The 15,673-nt window shown below is 65.1% G+C and carries 12 protein-coding genes and 1 pseudogene; 11 read left to right on the top strand and 2 right to left on the bottom strand.

Annotation, left to right across the window (positions count from 1 at the left end; all coding sequences use genetic code 11):
- The first annotated feature begins 141 nt into the window (after window positions 1–141).
- The 4 genes from ABNS06_RS16365 to ABNS06_RS16380 all read left to right on the top strand — a co-directional run bounded on the left by ABNS06_RS16365 (window position 142) and on the right by ABNS06_RS16380 (window position 3,566).
- Window positions 142–615, top strand: a complete 474-nt coding sequence (locus tag ABNS06_RS16365) for a low molecular weight protein-tyrosine-phosphatase (RefSeq protein WP_348675677.1) — start codon at window positions 142–144, stop codon at window positions 613–615.
- Complete coding sequence (locus ABNS06_RS16370) at window positions 612–1,418, top strand: fructosamine kinase family protein (RefSeq protein WP_348675678.1); 807 nt, start codon at window positions 612–614, stop codon at window positions 1,416–1,418. Before ABNS06_RS16365 ends, ABNS06_RS16370 begins: the two co-directional genes overlap by 4 nt.
- A gap of 120 nt (window positions 1,419–1,538) precedes the next feature.
- The gene (locus ABNS06_RS16375; RefSeq protein ID WP_348675679.1) at window positions 1,539–2,579 is read left to right on the top strand and encodes a diguanylate cyclase; all 1,041 of its coding nucleotides are present in this window, start codon (window positions 1,539–1,541) and stop codon (window positions 2,577–2,579) included.
- Window positions 2,580–2,759: 180 nt separating this feature from the next.
- Window positions 2,760–3,566 carry a Crp/Fnr family transcriptional regulator gene (locus tag ABNS06_RS16380; RefSeq protein ID WP_348675680.1) on the top strand — a complete coding sequence of 269 codons (807 nt, stop codon included), beginning with the start codon at window positions 2,760–2,762 and terminating at the stop codon, window positions 3,564–3,566.
- A gap of 1 nt (window position 3,567) precedes the next feature.
- Here the strand turns inward: ABNS06_RS16380 and ABNS06_RS16385 are convergent, their stop codons facing one another.
- Both ABNS06_RS16385 and ABNS06_RS16390 read right to left on the bottom strand, forming a co-directional pair.
- The gene (locus ABNS06_RS16385; RefSeq protein WP_348675681.1) at window positions 3,568–4,611 is read right to left on the bottom strand and encodes an AraC family transcriptional regulator ligand-binding domain-containing protein; all 1,044 of its coding nucleotides are present in this window, start codon (window positions 4,609–4,611) and stop codon (window positions 3,568–3,570) included.
- Window positions 4,612–4,631: 20 nt separating this feature from the next.
- Window positions 4,632–5,567, bottom strand: coding sequence for a GGDEF domain-containing protein (locus ABNS06_RS16390; RefSeq protein WP_348675682.1), 936 nt, complete (start codon window positions 5,565–5,567; stop codon window positions 4,632–4,634).
- A 342-nt stretch (window positions 5,568–5,909) separates the two neighbouring features.
- On the opposite strand from ABNS06_RS16390, the gene ABNS06_RS16395 reads away from it, so the two are divergent.
- The 7 genes and pseudogenes from ABNS06_RS16395 to ABNS06_RS16425 all read left to right on the top strand — a co-directional run.
- Window positions 5,910–8,768, top strand: coding sequence for a TonB-dependent receptor (locus tag ABNS06_RS16395; protein ID WP_348675683.1), 2,859 nt, complete (start codon window positions 5,910–5,912; stop codon window positions 8,766–8,768).
- Window positions 8,769–8,791: 23 nt separating this feature from the next.
- Complete coding sequence (locus ABNS06_RS16400; RefSeq protein WP_348675684.1) at window positions 8,792–10,753, top strand: phytase; 1,962 nt, start codon at window positions 8,792–8,794, stop codon at window positions 10,751–10,753.
- Window positions 10,754–10,875: 122 nt separating this feature from the next.
- Window positions 10,876–11,043, top strand: a complete 168-nt coding sequence (locus ABNS06_RS16405; protein ID WP_348675685.1) for a hypothetical protein — start codon at window positions 10,876–10,878, stop codon at window positions 11,041–11,043.
- 395 nt (window positions 11,044–11,438) lie between these two features.
- Window positions 11,439–12,749, top strand: a complete 1,311-nt coding sequence (locus tag ABNS06_RS16410) for a UDP-glucose/GDP-mannose dehydrogenase family protein (RefSeq protein ID WP_348675686.1) — start codon at window positions 11,439–11,441, stop codon at window positions 12,747–12,749.
- A gap of 59 nt (window positions 12,750–12,808) precedes the next feature.
- The gene (locus ABNS06_RS16415) at window positions 12,809–14,275 is read left to right on the top strand and encodes a glycosyltransferase family 2 protein (RefSeq protein WP_348675687.1); all 1,467 of its coding nucleotides are present in this window, start codon (window positions 12,809–12,811) and stop codon (window positions 14,273–14,275) included.
- 24 nt (window positions 14,276–14,299) lie between these two features.
- Window positions 14,300–15,490, top strand: coding sequence for a PilZ domain-containing protein (locus tag ABNS06_RS16420; RefSeq protein ID WP_348675688.1), 1,191 nt, complete (start codon window positions 14,300–14,302; stop codon window positions 15,488–15,490).
- A pseudogene (locus ABNS06_RS16425) lies at window positions 15,483–15,673 on the top strand (hypothetical protein); the annotation flags it as partial. The gene ABNS06_RS16420 and the pseudogene ABNS06_RS16425, both read left to right, overlap by 8 nt.

A 15,673-nucleotide genomic window follows, 5' to 3' on the forward strand; every position in this document is an offset into this window, starting at 1 on the left:
GAATAACCAAGCGGCACTCACTCCGCCTGGGCTTGCGGGAAAACCGGCTCCGTCTTGGTGGCGGGAATAAATCAGTGCTTCCCTTGATTCCCGGGGCAATTCCTGCCCTGATGGCCGCTGGTTTCCTCGCCTGCCCGACTCGTGAACCAACCCGCCGTGCTGTTCGTCTGTCTGGGAAACATCTGTCGGTCGCCGCTGGCCGAGGCGGCATTTCGTGCCGAGATCGGTCGCGCCGGAATCGATGCGATCGTGGACTCCGCGGGCACCGGTCACTGGCATGTCGGCGCGCCTCCGGATCGCCGAGCCCAGGCCGTGGCGGCGCGGCACGGGATCGACATCACCGGCTACAGGGCGCGTCAGGTCGAGGAGGCGGACTTTCACCGCTTCACTCATGTTGTCGCGCTGGACGAAGCGAACCTTCGTGATCTCCGCGAGATCCGGCCCGGCGATGCCCCTGCCCGGCTGAGCCTGCTGCTGGATCATGTGCCGGGGCGCATGGGCGACGCCGTCGCCGATCCCTACTACGGTGACGCCAGCGGTTTCGACACGACATGGCGGGATGTCAGCGACGGTGCCCGAGGGTTGCTGGAGAGTCTGATGCGTTCCGGTCGGTGACGTCACTGGTCGACCGGGTCGCCGCGCTGCTGGGTGTCGGCGTACGCTCGGCCATGCCACTGACCGGCGGCGACCTTTCGGCCGTGGTTCGCGTGCTGCTCGCGGATGGCTCCACCGTGGTGGCAAAAGGGCGCGACCGTGCCGAGGACGAAGCGGACATGCTCCGGGCGATTGCCGCCGCTAGCGTGCCGGCACCGACGGTGCTTGCCGCGGCGCCGGGTTGTCTGGTCATGGAGCGTTTGCCGGCGGACGGACGTTTGTCCGACGCCTGGTCCGATCTCGGCGCTGTGACCCGACGCCTGCACGCGGTCACCGGAGCACGCTACGGCTGGCCGGTCGATTTCGCCTTTGGTCCGGTTCCGATCATCAATACCTGGAGCGAGGACTGGCCGGCATTCTGGGCCGAGCAGCGGCTGCTGGTGTTCGAATCCAGTCTGCCGGTCGATCTGGCGCGACGCGTCGCACGGATCGCGCGGGATCTGCCGAACCGGCTACCGCGGCGCCCGGCACCCAGCCTGTTGCACGGCGACTTGTGGACCGGCAACGTGCTGGTTCATGGCCGCCGGGTCAGCGGGCTGATCGATCCGGCCTGTTACTACGGCGACGCTGCGGTGGATCTGGCGATGCTGCGGTTGTTCGGCCAGCCTTCCGCGGCATTTCTCGATACTCATGGGAATTTTGATCCAGGTTCCGATGGGCGGTTGCCGATTTACCAGCTTTGGCCCGCGCTGGTGCATTTCCGATTGTTTGGAAGGGGTTATCGGCCTTTACTGGAGCAGACTCTGGACGCTTCTGGTGGCTAGCCCGGGATTTGATGCTTTCAAATCGGTCAGAATTTTTTGAATCTGTCGAAACCGTTAACTTATGTTCTAGTCAGCCCTGACATGGTCGTCCACATTGCAGGGACGCCAACCCTCGGAGGCATGATGCTCGATGTCAATGTCCTGATGCGTGCGTTGCAGGACTCGGCTGACAGCGTCGTGATCACCGAAATCGGTGAGACCGGCGATCGCCCGATCGTCTTCGTCAACCCCGCATTCGAAGTCATGACCGGATACAGCGCGGCCGAATCGATCGGCCGTGATTGTCGGTTTCTCAATGAAGGCCTGGAAGGTCAGGTCGAACTCGACCGGCTCAGGGATGCCCTTACCGATGGCGCGCATTGCCGCGTGACGGTGGAGAATCTCCGCAAGAACGGCACCCGTTTCTGGAACGAATTGAGCATCTCGCCGGTTCGAAGCACGAACGGCCAACTCACGCATTTTCTGGGAATCCAGAATGACGTCACCGAGCAGGTGCTCGCGCAGCGTGAACTGGAACGCCGCATTCACGTGGGCGACTCCCAGCGCAGCGAGCTGCGATCCAAGCTTTACACCGATACGTTGACCGAACTGGCCAACCGCCGTGCGTTCAACGAGGCGCTGACTGAACTCTGGGGATCGGAGGATCCGGCCGATCGGCCCTTCGCGCTGCTGCGTGTCGATGTGGATTTCTTCGAGGCATACAACGATGCCTACGGTGAGACCGATGGCGACCGCTGTCTTCAGGATGTGGCGCGAGCAATCGACAACGCCGTCTCCGACGAGCGCGCGACGATCGCGAGATACGTCAACGACGAATTTGCCGTGTTGATGCCGGGCTGCGGCCCCGAGCGAATCGTGGCGGTGGGCGAACGCATCCGAGCGGCGGTGGAACTGCTGAACATTCCGCGTCAGGATGTGCCGAGCCGGCGGGTGACGGTCAGTATCGGGGGGACGGTCGTTGAAGCGTGCTCCATGCCCGCGCTCACGATCGAGCAGGTACAGAGGTACGTTGATGCATCGCTATTCGTGGCCCGCGGGGGGCGGGATATCTTCCTGGGGACGGGCAATTCCGTCGACGTCAGACCGGTCGCTACCCAGGCGTCGCAGCCTCGGCCCGAGGTGGTGGCCGCGACCGCTCCCCCGGACGTCATCCGGAACTAGCCCGGGGTTTTTGCGGTCCGTTCTAGGGCACGGCGCCATTCGGCGGGACCGCCAGACGGTCTCCAGACAGCCGGCCTACTGCCGCTCAGCCGAATTTGAACGCGCAACGTGCCGAACCCGGTGCCGGGTTATGGCCAACGCGTTTTGCCGTGAACTCTGGATTCAAACACCGGGATCGGCATGACGGATAGTTGTCTCGTTCAGTCTTACGATCGAATTGTTGGCCTCTCGCAGGCGGAAAGCTCGTTTCTCCGTTCGCTGGAGGAGCACCCCACCGACTTCGCCGCAGGCGAGGTGATCGCGGCCCAGGCCAGTCACTGCGACCAGTTGTTCGTCGTTTCCAGCGGCTGGTGCATCAGCGAAATCGCGGCTGACACCGGGCAGTGCCAGATCATTGATGTTCATCTGCCCGGCGACATCATCGGCACGCGGGAGGTGGCATTCGCCCGGCGGCTGTCCACGCTGCGCGCGGTCACATCGGTCACCGTCTGTCCGTTTCCGCGCCGGCGCCTGAACGCGATGTTCCGGGATGCGCCGCGCCTGTCCGGCGTGTTCGTGCTGATCGCGATGCGGCGCGAGGCGATTCTGTCGGAGCGCATCTTCGATCTGGGTCGTCGTGACGCGCTGGCGCGTGTCTGCCATTTCCTCCTGGAGATCCAGGATCGCCTCAAGGATTCCTGCTCGATGGGCGAACGCGACATCCAGATGCCGCTGACCCAGCAGCAACTGGCCGATGCGCTGGGGCTGACATCGGTCCACATCTCGCGGGTGATTCGTCGTCTGCGCGAGATGAGCGTGGTCGACATCAGGCGGGGCAACGCGCGGATTCTCGACCCCACGAGGCTGCGGACGCTGGCCCGCAAGAACGAGGAATATCTCGAACTCGACACCAGCTGGATCGAGAGCACCAGCGGGCTGTCGGTTACGCCGTCCATGCTGGACGGGAATCCGGATGCGGCATCGATGGAGCGCCCGTCCGGCGGTTGAGTCAGCCGCCCGGCGTGTCGGCCGTGAACCCGCGCCGGAATTCCGATGGCGTCATCCCGGTCCAGCGCTTGAAGCTGCGACGAAAGTTGGTGAGATCGGTGAAGTTCAGGTACGTGGCCGCCTGCTCGTTGCTGAAACCGCGGTCACGGATCAGGCGTTCACAGGCATCCCGGCGTACCGCATCGACCAGTCGCTGGTAGCTGCTCTGATGTAATCGCAGCTTGCGCTTGAGGGTCGCCGGACTCATGTGCAGATGGGCGGCCATCTGCTCCAGCGTCGGTGGCCTGCGAATCTGTCGTTTCAGTTCCGCCGCGAGCATTTCCAGAAAGCCATCCCGGTGCGGCTGCGCTCGCAACCGTGCCGCCAGCATCTGCATGGCCTGCCGGTGGCCGGATTCGTTGTGCCGGGGCCACGCCTGATCCAGCATGTCCTGGCCAATGGTCATCGCGTCGCAGCCGGCATCGAACTCCAGCCGGGACCCCAGGTGCACCTCGTACTGTTCGACATAGGCCGGCCGGCGGTGGCGGAACCGGTAGCTCCAGTCCAGACGTCGGTCGCTCAGCCAGTTGACCAGTGACGTCAGCGCCGTGCACCAGGCTTCCAGCATGAACCTGCGAGCGTGACCACAGCCGATGCGATCCTCCCATTGCACTTCGACGCCGGCGTCCGTGGTCCGCAACCGGGGGGCCAGCATCGGACTGGCGAGGATTTCCGCCTGCTGGAGCACTGCCAGTGCCTGACGCAGACTGCCGGCGTTGACCCAGGCGGTGGCGACCTCGCTCTGATTGCCGGGAAACAGGCGATGGCCAAACAGAAAGGCGAGATCGTGGCCGGGCAGGGCCTGATCCGCCTGCTCCACCAGCTGCAGCCATTGCGCGGCGCTCAACCTGGTTCCCGCCGACTCGAAGGCATCGGGTTCGAGCCGTGTGCCGCCAAGCAGGCGCTGCGCGGCGAGCCCTTGATCCCGCGCGAGGTCGAGCAGAATCGCCGGCGCATGGGTTGCGTCGATCAGCGGGTCATCGCGTTCGAACCAGCTTCGCCCCATGGTGCAGACTGCGGCGTGGTTCAGGCGGCGAGTTGCCAGCGTCCCGGGCGGGATCGCTTGACCTGTTCCAGCGCATCGGTGGCCCGCGCCAGCAAGTCGTCGCTGGTCTCGCCCTGGGATACCGCGGCGCCGATGCTGACCGTGTTGCGTACCGTCGAGCCATCGACCGTGGTCTTGAACGAAAAGTGCTCGACGATGGTGGTCAGCTGCGATGCGATCTCGCCCGCGATGTGCTCGTTGGCGCCGGGCATCAGCACCGCGAAGCGGTCGCCGGCGTAGCGGCAGAGCAGGTCGGCCGGCCGCAGGTTCATCAGCATCAGTTCGCCGATCTCCCTGAGCATCCGGTTGCCCTCGCCGTGGCCATGCTCGCGGTTGAAACCGGAGAATCGGTCGATGTCGACCAGCAGCACGGCGAAGCCGCGCCCGGTGGCGTTGCACTGCGCGAGCTCGATCTGCAATTGCTTGCGCAGGTAGCCCGCGTCGCCGAGCTGGGTGATCCGGTCGACCCGGTCATGCTCACGAAAAATGCGCTCACGCCGGCTCAGCTGGTTGATGATGACCAGCTGTTCGCGATGGAGCAGAAAGATGCCGACGGTCAGCGTGACCATGCCGGCGAGCATCAGCATCGACTCCAGCCAGTCGTGCCAGACGGCGACCGTGGCGGGCATGCGCACCAGCTCGTCCGTGAAGTCCTGAAAGCAGCCGGCGAACATGGTCAGCAGACCGGCGTAGAGCAGGGTGGTGACGCGCCCGGCGGGTCTGCTGGCGAGGATTAGCAGCGCCCAGATCGCGATGATCAGGGTGGTCCCTCCCTCTCCCAGCAGGTCGACGGCGTTCCAGTCCGCCCGCGGCTTGAGCTCGCCGACCGCGATGTTGAAAGCGCACAGCGCGACCAGCACCGCGATTCCCAGCAGCAGCTTGCGGATGTGCAGACGCAGAAGTTGCAGTTGTTTCATGGGTGGACAGGCACCTCCTGGCCGCGGAATGACGGAGACGGGAGCAGGCGAACCATCCATCCGGTCAATCGGGCTCATGACCAGCCTGCCGGAATCCGATGACCGGACCATGACGGCGGGGAGTTCGTCCGCAACTGCTTGATTTATCGAGTTGCGCGCAGGTTATCGCGTGCGTTGTGGCCCTGTGGCAAGGGTCAAATCGGCTCAACCTGCGCCGGCCGATGGCGCCGCCGGGCATGGTTTCGCACGCCCGGCGGCGGGCTGTTACGAAACCGCAACATTGCTTCCCGAGCGTACCGGGCCGCGGGCTGAGCCGCGGTCATTCCAAAGACGGGTACGCACATGACTAAGACGCTGGATCAGGGGCGGGCCTTCGTGCCCGGGCGGTTGCACGCGGGGCGCATGGTCGCGCTGCTGATGCTGTCCGGGCTCTGTACCTCGGCCTGGGCCGACGGGCGGCTCACCGGCGTGGTCACGCAGATGGATGCACGTGACGAGCGCGCGATCGCCGTCCAGGGAGCGTCCGTCCGGATCGAAGCCCTGGGGCGCGAGGTGACCACCGACCGGAGCGGTCGGTTCTCGCTGTCCGGGTTGCCGGCCGGCGACTACGCGCTACAGGTGCGCTACCTGGGTCTGGAACCCGCCTCGCAGACCGTCACGATCGTGGACGACCGGACCGCGACCACGGACATCGCGCTGACCCGCGACGTTGCCGAGCTGGAGCCGATGACGGTGGTCGGCGAAGCCGCCGCCATCAACGAGGCGCTGGCCCGGCAGCGGGCGGCGGAGAACATTCGCTCCATCGTGAATGCCGATGCCATCGGCGACTTTCCGGACACGAACGCGTCGGAGGCCCTGCAACGACTGCCGGGCGTGTCGATCGAGCGCGACCAGGGTGAAGGGCGGTTCGTTCGCATTCGCGGGCTGGGCCCGGAGCTGAACTCCGTCACGGTCAACGGCGCCAAGCTGCCTTCGCCGGAGTCCGGCACCCGCGCGGTGGCGCTGGACGTCGTGCCGACCGAGCTGCTCGAGTCGCTGGAAGTCTCCAAGACACTGACGCCGAACCAGGATGCCGACTCGCTCGGTGGTTCCATCGACATCAAGCCGTTGTCCGCCTTCGATCGTCCGGGGCGTTATCACCGGATTCTCGCCGTGGGCAGTCTGGACCGGCACACCGACGAAACCAGCCCGAAGCTGGCGCTGTCGGGCAGCGACATCTTCCATCTGGGCGGCGGGCATGAACTGGGGATCGCCGGCGGTCTGAGTTACGAGGACCGCGACTTCGGCTCGGACAATGCCGAGGCGCAGGACAACTGGGACTTCGATGACGGCGTCGGCAGCCTCGGCGAGTTCGAGCAGCGTGACTACACGCTGACCCGCGAGCGCACCGGGTTCACGCTGAACCTGGACTACCGGACGCCGAACGGGCACAGCTACTACGCCCGCTATCTGAACACGGGTTTCGAGGACACCGAGACCCGCCTGGCCAACGTGATTGCGTTCGCCGAGGAGGTCGATGACGGGGAAGGCGGCACCGAACTGGATGGCACCGAGATCATGGCGGGGGAGACCGCGCCGTTCGCCGAGATCGAGCGCGAGTTCAAGAAGCGGACGGAAACCCTTGAGGTGCAGTCCTTCGTCCTGGGTGGGGAGAACGAATGGAATGACTGGGCCCTGAGCTATCAGGCCGCGCTCAGTAAGGCCTCCGAGGACACGCCGTTCAACATCGACGGTGCGGTGTTCGAGGGTGAGTTCGAAGCGGTGGGCTTCGACGACACGCGTCTGCCCCAGCCGCGTTCGGCCAACGACATTCACGACCCCGGCGAATACGCGCTGGACGAGATCGAGCTGGCCGAGACCTACACCGAGGACGAGGATCGCAGCGTCCGGATCGATCTCAGTCGCGAGTTCTTTCTTGCGAGCTTTCCCGCGACCTGGACCTCCGGTCTGAAAGTCAGCCAGCGCGAGAAGACCGCGGCGGAGACCGTCTGGGTGCTGGAGGACTTCGACGATGCCGGCTTCAGCGACGCGGAGTTGAGTCTGGCCGGTTTCGCGACCGGCGAGGTCGACTACGAACTGGGCCGCTTTGGTCCTGGCATCAGCAGCAGCGCGCTGGATGACCTGGTTCGCGACGGTCGCATCGTGCTGGCGGACTATCTGGACGAGAACGAGTCACAGGTGAACGACTACAGCATCGATGAGGACATCCAGGCGGCCTACACGATGCTGTCTCTGGATATCGACAGCTGGCACGTGCTGGGTGGCGTGCGCTACGAGGGCACCGACTTCTCGGGCCGGGGCACGCGGCTGGAGGATGGTCTCGGCGCCGACGGTCTGGTGCCGGTGGCGGTGGACAACGATTACGACCACTGGCTGCCGTCGCTGCACGCCCGCTATCGCGCGAGTGAACGACTGCAGTTTCGCGCGGCCTGGTCCAATTCACTGGTGCGCCCGTCGTTCGAACAGGCCCGACCAGGGGCGATTCTCGAGGAGGATGACGGCGAAATCGAGGCGGAATTCGGCAACCCGGATCTGGAGGCCACGACCGCGGCGAACTTCGATCTGGGCGTCGAGTGGTACATCGGTCGCGCCAGCGCCCTGTCCGCCTATGCGTTCTACAAGTCGCTGGATGATTTCATCTACACGACCAACCTCGCCGGAACCCCCGGGTTCACCAGTTTCGGCGGCGCCACATTCGACGAGGCCATCATCGCCCAGAACGGCGAGGAAGCGACGGTCTACGGGGTGGAACTGGCCTATATCCAGCAGTTCGGCGGGGGCTTCCTGCTCAACGCCAACCTGACGCTCAGCGACTCCGAGGCGGAGATCGCCGGCAGCGACGACGGCGAGCTGCTGCGGCGTGACATCCCGCTGCCCAGCCAGTCGGACACGTCGGCGAATCTGGCCATCGGCTACGAGCAGCCCCGGTTCCGGGTGCGCCTGGCGGCCAACTACAAGTCGTCGTACCTGCTGGAGGTGACGGACATCACCGATGATTCGCTGGACATCTACCAGGACGATCACACGCAGATCGACCTGACCGGTCGCTTCTTCATCACCCCGGATCTGCAGCTGGAGTTCCAGGCGCTGAATCTCAATGACGAGCCGCTCTACGCCTACACCAACCGCAACCGCTTCAACGCGCAGCACGAGGAATACGGTCCGACCTATAAGCTCGGCCTGATCTTCACCAACTTCTGATGAATCGACAAAGGAACGACGTCGTGAGACGGACTGTATGGAACGCGCCCGCAAGGACGGCGCCGTGGTTGCTGGCCGGGTTCGCCCTGGGTGGCTGCGCGGTCGGGCCGACCGTCGTTGACACGCCGGCGGCGGCACTGTCCGCGGTCGAGCCGGCACTGGATCGCTCCTCGGGTCCACTGAGCGGCAGCGCCATGCAGGTGCTCGGGCCCGGTTACGGCGCGACGCATCTGCTGGCCAGCGAGCGCTACGGCTTGCTGCTGCTCTCCGAGGACGGTGCTGCGCTGAGCCGGGCCGAAGGCGCCTTCGAGTCGGCCCAGGCGCGACGCTGGGGCGCGCCGGGCACCGAGCAGCCCGTGTTCGCCAGCGCCGATGATCAAAGCGGCGATGTGGTGATCTTCCGCGGCAACGGAGCGGGCACCGGGCTGGAACCCCGCCTGCGCGTGCCGACGCAGGGCGCGGAGCTGGAAGGTCTTTGCCTGCATGTCGACCATCAGGACCAGCTCCAGCTGTTCACGCTGCACGGTGCCGGCGAAGCCCGACAGTGGTTGCTGGGCACGGCGCAGGGTTGGCGATCGGAGCCGACGATGATCCGGCGCCTGGCGATCCCGCCGGGCGCGGAGGACTGCAGCGTCGACGATGAGCGGGGGTTGCTCTATGTGATCGAACCCGATGTCGGCGCCTGGGCCTACGACGCCGACCCGGAATCACCGATCCAGCGCACTCCGGTGGATTTGTTGCAGCCGTTTGGCTCGTTGGCGCGGAGTATCACCGGCATCGCCGCCATCCCCGGCGGGGTGGTGATCGCCGATGCCGAGGCGCATGAGCTGCGCGTCTATCGTCATGGCGAAGGCGGTTACCTGCGCGACTCGGTGATCCGGCTTCCGGACGATGTGGTGCCGGAGCGCGTGTCCGCGCTGTCCGATACCGCGGCTGGTCTGCTGCGATTCGGGGTGTACGACGACGCGCGGGATGGCTATGCCGTCGGACAGGTCGCGTGGACGCCTCCCACGCAGTCGTTCGCCCGTATCCCGGTGGTCATGCCCTCGGTGGAGACCGCGCCGGTGGCCGAGGTCGGGGACGCCGCGGATGACCCCGCGGTGTGGATTCATCCCGAGGATCCGTCCCTGAGTCTGGTGCTGGGGACGAACAAGCAGGCGGGGTTGGAGGTGTATTCGCTGACCGGCGAGCGTTTGCAGAACCTGGCGGTCGGTCCGGTCAACAACGTGGATCTGCGCTATCGGGTCGGGGCGGCCGGGCTGGATCTGGCGGTGGCGACCAAGCGGGATGATCACTCGCTGGCGTTCTTCGCGATCGATGGCGAGCGGCGGCGTCTGCGGTATCTCGGGAATCAGGTCACCGACATGCCGGACATCTACGGCCTGTGCATGTACCAGGCCCCGTCGGGTGACACCCACGTGTTCGCCAACGACAAGGACGGGCGCGTGCAGCAGTACCGCCTGGCGCTCGTCGGCGAGTCCGTCACCGCCACCCATCTGCGCAGCATCGTGCTGCCGTCCCAGCCGGAAGGCTGCGTGGCCGACGACGCGCGCGGCGTGCTGTACATGGGTGAGGAGGACGGCGGCATCTGGATCGTGGGTGCCGATCCGCAGGACGATCCCGCCCCAACGCGGATCAAGACGGTGGGCGGGGAGCTCGTGGCCGACATCGAGGGACTTGCGTTGCACCATGCGGAGGACGCGACGCTGCTGGTCGTGTCCAGCCAGGGCAACGACAGCTACGTGGTCTACGACGCGCAACCACCGTATCGCCTGCGGGGACGCTTCCGGATTGGCCTGAACGCCCAGGCGGGCATTGATGGCGCCTCGGAGACGGATGGTCTTGAAGTGGTCTCGACGCCGTTGCCGCCGCATTTTCCGGCCGGGTTGCTGGTGGTGCAGGACGGCCGCAATCTGATGCCGGATGCGCCGCAGAACTTCAAGCTCGTGCCCTGGGAGCGTATCGATGCGGTCCTGACCGACTGACATCGCCGGACTGGGCACTGGAATTGCTTCCCACAGCGGTGTCCGGCGAGGTGCCGGACCCCGGCCCGGCGCCGGGACTTGGCTAACGGGGCGGCCATGCGCCGCCCGTCACGAGGGACCGTATGAAGAAGCTCAGCCTGGCGGCGCTGTTCGCCACCTGCCTGTTCGCGCCCATGACCGCCAATGCCATCGCATTGCCCGGTCTTGGTGACCTGCCCACGACGTACTGCGAGCTGATGGAGTTCATCGGCGTGGACTACGTCAAGGAATGCGAGGAACCGGGCAGCTAGGGAAGCACTGATCTATTCGCGCAGAAAAAGCCCGGGGTGACCCGGGCTTTTTCGTAAGCGCGCCGCTTGCTTTGGACAACATATGTTCACTTGGCAATGAACAACTGTCGCGCTGGAGAGACAGTCGGAAACGACTGATAAACAACGCCTCGCCGAGCTCAGTCGGTGGGCGGTGTAGCCCACCAGCGACAGTTTTCCGCGATTTCCGCGTGCATTGCAGCAAAGGCGCGAGGCCGGCGTCCGCAAGCGATTGAAAATCAAGGCCAAAACGAAATTGGCACTGCGGTTGCCACCGTACCCTCAAGTCAGCCAGTCGGCTGGCGAGCGGGAACGTGGCAATCGACTCTCGATTGAAGGGGAGGGACCTGGATGTTTGCCTTCTTTAGGAGAGTGCCGTGCGTATCAGTATTTTCGGAATGGGTTATGTCGGGGCCGTCTGCTCCGCTTGTTTTGCGGAAGACGGTCACGAGGTCATCGGTGTGGATGTGTCCGATGCCAAGGTCGATCAGATCAACAGCGGCCAGTCGCCGATCGTCGAGCCGGGCCTGGCCGATCTGATCAGGGCGCAGGTCGAATCGGGTCGCCTGCGTGCGACCACCGACGCCGAGGCCGCGGTCCGCGATACCGACTTGTCGATGATCTGCGTCGGGACGCCAAGCCAGCGCAATGGTGATCTGGACATGCGCTTCGTGCGTTCGGTCGCCGAGAACATCGGCCGGGCGCTCAAGCACAAGAACGGCCCGCACACGGTCGTCGTCCGCAGCACCGTGCTGCCGGGTACGACGCGCCAGATCGTCATCCCCACCATCGAATCGGCGAGCGGCAAGCGCGCCGGCGAGGACTTCGGTGTTGGCGTGAACCCCGAATTCCTGCGCGAGAGCACCGCGATCAAGGACTACCGCGAGCCACCGATGACCGTGATCGGTGAGCTGGACGCCTGGTCCGGGGATCAGCTCTACAAGCTCTACGAATCGCTGCCGGCGCCGATCATCCGCAAGCCCATCGAGGTGGCGGAAATGGTCAAGTACACCTGCAACACCTGGCATGCGGCCAAGGTCACGTTCGCCAACGAGATCGGCAACATCGCCAAGAGCATGGGCATTGACGGTCGCGATGTGATGGAAGTGGTCTGCATGGACCGCAAGCTGAACATCTCCGATTACTACATGAAGCCCGGTTTCGCCTTCGGCGGCTCCTGCCTGCCCAAGGACGTGCGTGCGCTGACCCACCGCGCCGGACGCCTGGATGTCGAGCACCCGATGATCGCCGGCATCATGCGCAGCAACCAGCAGCAGGTCGATCGCGCGATGGAGATCATCGAGTCCTTCGGCGAGCGTCGTGTCGGCATGCTGGGCCTGAGCTTCAAGGCCGATACCGATGATCTGCGCGAGTCGCCCATGGTCACGCTGGCCGAATCGCTGATCGGCAAGGGTTTCGACCTGACGATCTACGATCGCAACGTCGACTACGCCCGTGTCCACGGTGCGAATCGCGACTACATCAACAAGAAGATTCCCCATGTGTCGTCGCTGCTGCGGTCCGACATCGACGAGGTGATCGGTGGCGCCAACCTGATGGTGCTGGGCAACCGTGACCGCCTGATCGTCGATGCCTTCGAGCGCCTGCCGCAGGACAAGAAGGCCGTCGACCTGGTCGGCCTGATGACGCACACCTCCAACCACGCCCGTCAGGGCATCTGCTGGTAGCAGCGGATGGATGCGGGCCGGCGATGTCGCCGGCCCGCGTTCAAATCCGGGGAATTCCGATGAGTTTCAAGGACATCCTGGGGTGGTCCACGTACATCGCGGCGTTGATGCTGCTGGCGGGGATGCTCCCGCAGACGCACTTCGATCCGGCGAGTTCCGAGTTCATCCTGATTCTCGGCGCCGTGGGGTTGTGGCGGTATTCGCTGGGCATCTACCACTTTCTGCGGGCGATGTGGTTCACGCATGTGGCCTACCCGAAGGCCCGCCGGACGATTCTCGCCATGGGCGAGGCGGCGATGCCCAGTCACGTGTATCTGCTGGTCACGAGCTTCCGCATCGAGCCCAAGACCACCGCGCAGGTCTACATGGCCGCGTTTCGCGAGGCGGTGAACTGCGGCATCCCGGCGACGGTGGTGGCGTCCATCGTCGAATACTGCGACGAGTCGCTGATTCGCGATCTGCATCGTCGGGTGGACCCCAAGGGTCTGACCGAGTTGCGGATCGTCCGGATTCCCGGCACCGGCAAGCGCGACGGCCTGGCCAACGGTTTCCGGGCGATCTCCCGCTGCGCCCCACCGCCCGATGCGGTTGCGGCCGTCATCGACGGTGACACCGTCATCGACGAGGGGATCGTTCGCAAGACCGCGCCGTACTTCAAGCTGTTCCCCAACGTTGGCGCGCTGACGACCAACGAGTTCTGCAGCGTCGAAGGTTCCAAGACGATGCGGGAATGGCATCGGCTGCGCTTCGCCCAGCGGCACATGTACATGTGCTCCATGGCGCTGTCCAAGCGCGTGCTGACGCTGACCGGGCGGATGTCCGTGTTCCGCGCATCGATCATCACCTCGCCCGAGTTCATCGAGGATGTGCAGGCCGACGCGCTGGATCACTGGCGCCTGGGCCGGTTCACCTTCCTGACCGGTGACGACAAGTCGAGCTGGTTCAGCCTGATCCGGCAGGGCTACGACACCTACTACACGCCGGATGCGGCCATCCACACCGTGGAGCATCCGCCGGACAAGTCGTTCTGGCGCGCCAGCCGCAAGCTGATGTTTCGCTGGTACGGCAACTCGCTGCGGCAGAACTCGCGCGCGACCAAGCTGGGACCGCGCCGGCTGGGCTGGTTCACCTACTACGTGTTGTGGGATCAGCGCATCTCGATGTGGACGAGCCTGTTCGGTCTCGCCGTGTCGATCGTCGGCGCCATGTACTACGGGTGGGCGATCTTCCTCGGCTATGCGCTGTGGATCGGGCTGACGCGACTGGCGGTGACCATCGTCTTGCGCTTCACCGGCCACGGTGTCGGGCCCATGTTCCCGATCCTTCTCTACTACTCACAGATCGTCGGTTCGCTGGTGAAGATCTACGTCTTCAACCGGCTGGACCAACAGTCCTGGACTCGCCAGGACACCAAGCTCGTTCGTGAGCTTGGACGTTTTCAGGTGGCCTTCAACCGCTGGTCCTCACGCGTCATGACGACGTCGGCCGCCAGCATTTTCCTGGCCTTTGTCTTCTTTGTCGTCTGACGGCAAGCATCAAGGAACACGACCATGACCTCGAAAATTTCTCCCGACGTCGTCCACGAGTCCGAGACGCAGCGTCAGTACGTGCGTGTCCGTCTGCCCGCGGTGCTCCGCGTCAGGCTGGAGGACGGCAGCATTCGCAAGCACACGGTCCGGGACCTGTCGGTCGGCGGTATCGCCTTTCAGCCGGAAGGGCATGACTATGCGTCCGGCGAACGCCTGCAGGGATCGGTGTCCGTGAGCCTGGAAGGCATCGGCATCACCATTCCCGTGAAGATGATCGTGCTGCGCGAGGAGGATGGTCACTGCTGCGCCGAGTTCGATGATCTCGACCGCACGGCGATCGTCTCGCTGCGGCAGTTGATCACCGCCTATGTCAGCGGCGAAGTGGTGGATGCCGGCGATGTGCTGCACACCATGAACCGCGACAACTTTACCAACCCGCGCAAGGCGAAAAGCGCGCGGGGCGAGCCGCGCAGCCAGTTCCGTGCCTGGCTCGGCACCGCCGCCAGCTTCGCCATCGGCGTCATCGCGCTCGGCTATGTGGCCTCCGAGCTGTACGGGCTGGCCTTCGTGACCAGCTCGTCGGTGGCCACCGTCGAGGGCGCCAGTTTCCCGGTCACCATGCCGCGGGAGGGCACCTTCCGCAGCCTGGTCGAGGAAGGCAGCCGGGTCGAGAAGGGCGCGCCGCTGGGCACGTTCGAGACGCCGATGCTGGAAATCGTCCGCAGCGAGGCGATGGCGGCCAACCTCAGCACCCAGCGCCTGAACGACCTGCTGGAAGACACCATCAAGGGCACGGTCACCAGCCCCTGCAACTGCCGGGTGCAGCGGATGCTGGTCGGCAACGGGCAGTTCGTCGGCAAGGGGCAGGAGGTTTTCCAGCTCGTCGACATGGAACGTGAGCCGCTGATCATCGCCCGCTTTGGTTACAAGCGTCTCAACGAGCTGAAGCCGGGTCGTGAGGTCCGCGTGGCCGTCGCCGGGACCGATGGTTCGATTCCGGGCGAGATCGTCCGGATCGGCCACGGCAACGCCGATGTGTCCGGCTCCGTGCTCGAGGTGGTCATCAAGCCGAAGCGCGCGCTGCCGGTGGACTTCATCAACCGCCCGGCCGAGGTGTCGATGATGACCCCGAGCTTCATGCCGCGCCTGGGTGATTTCTCCACGGATGCGATCCCGTCGGCGGTCGCGAGCGAGGCCGAATCCGATGTGTAGATGGATCGCCACGCTTGCCCTGTGTCTGCCGCTGGCGGCTCAGGGCGCGGTGCTGCCGGACATCAGCCGGGGCGTGCAGGCCCTGGAGGCCGGGCGTCTGGATCAGGCCGAGAAGAACCTGCTGCCGCTGGCCAAGCGCGGCTTCGTGGATGCGCAGCATCACCTCGCACGTCTGTACAAGGA

The sequence above is a fragment of the uncultured Abyssibacter sp. genome (genome assembly GCF_964000955.1).
Classification (GTDB): Bacteria; Pseudomonadota; Gammaproteobacteria; order Nevskiales; family OUC007; genus Abyssibacter.

Excerpts from the sequence above, each read along its gene's own strand:
- ABNS06_RS16420 (WP_348675688.1), top strand. The coding sequence starts at position 14,300 with ATGACCTCGAAAATTTCTCCCGACGTCGTCCACGAGTCCGAGACGCAG.
- ABNS06_RS16385 (WP_348675681.1), bottom strand. The coding sequence starts at position 4,611 with ATGGGGCGAAGCTGGTTCGAACGCGATGACCCGCTGATCGACGCAACC.
- ABNS06_RS16375 (WP_348675679.1), top strand. The coding sequence starts at position 1,539 with ATGATGCTCGATGTCAATGTCCTGATGCGTGCGTTGCAGGACTCGGCT.
- ABNS06_RS16390 (WP_348675682.1), bottom strand. The coding sequence starts at position 5,567 with ATGAAACAACTGCAACTTCTGCGTCTGCACATCCGCAAGCTGCTGCTG.
- ABNS06_RS16415 (WP_348675687.1), top strand. The coding sequence starts at position 12,809 with ATGAGTTTCAAGGACATCCTGGGGTGGTCCACGTACATCGCGGCGTTG.
- ABNS06_RS16380 (WP_348675680.1), top strand. The coding sequence starts at position 2,760 with ATGACGGATAGTTGTCTCGTTCAGTCTTACGATCGAATTGTTGGCCTC.
- ABNS06_RS16395 (WP_348675683.1), top strand. The coding sequence starts at position 5,910 with ATGACTAAGACGCTGGATCAGGGGCGGGCCTTCGTGCCCGGGCGGTTG.
- ABNS06_RS16405 (WP_348675685.1), top strand. The coding sequence starts at position 10,876 with ATGAAGAAGCTCAGCCTGGCGGCGCTGTTCGCCACCTGCCTGTTCGCG.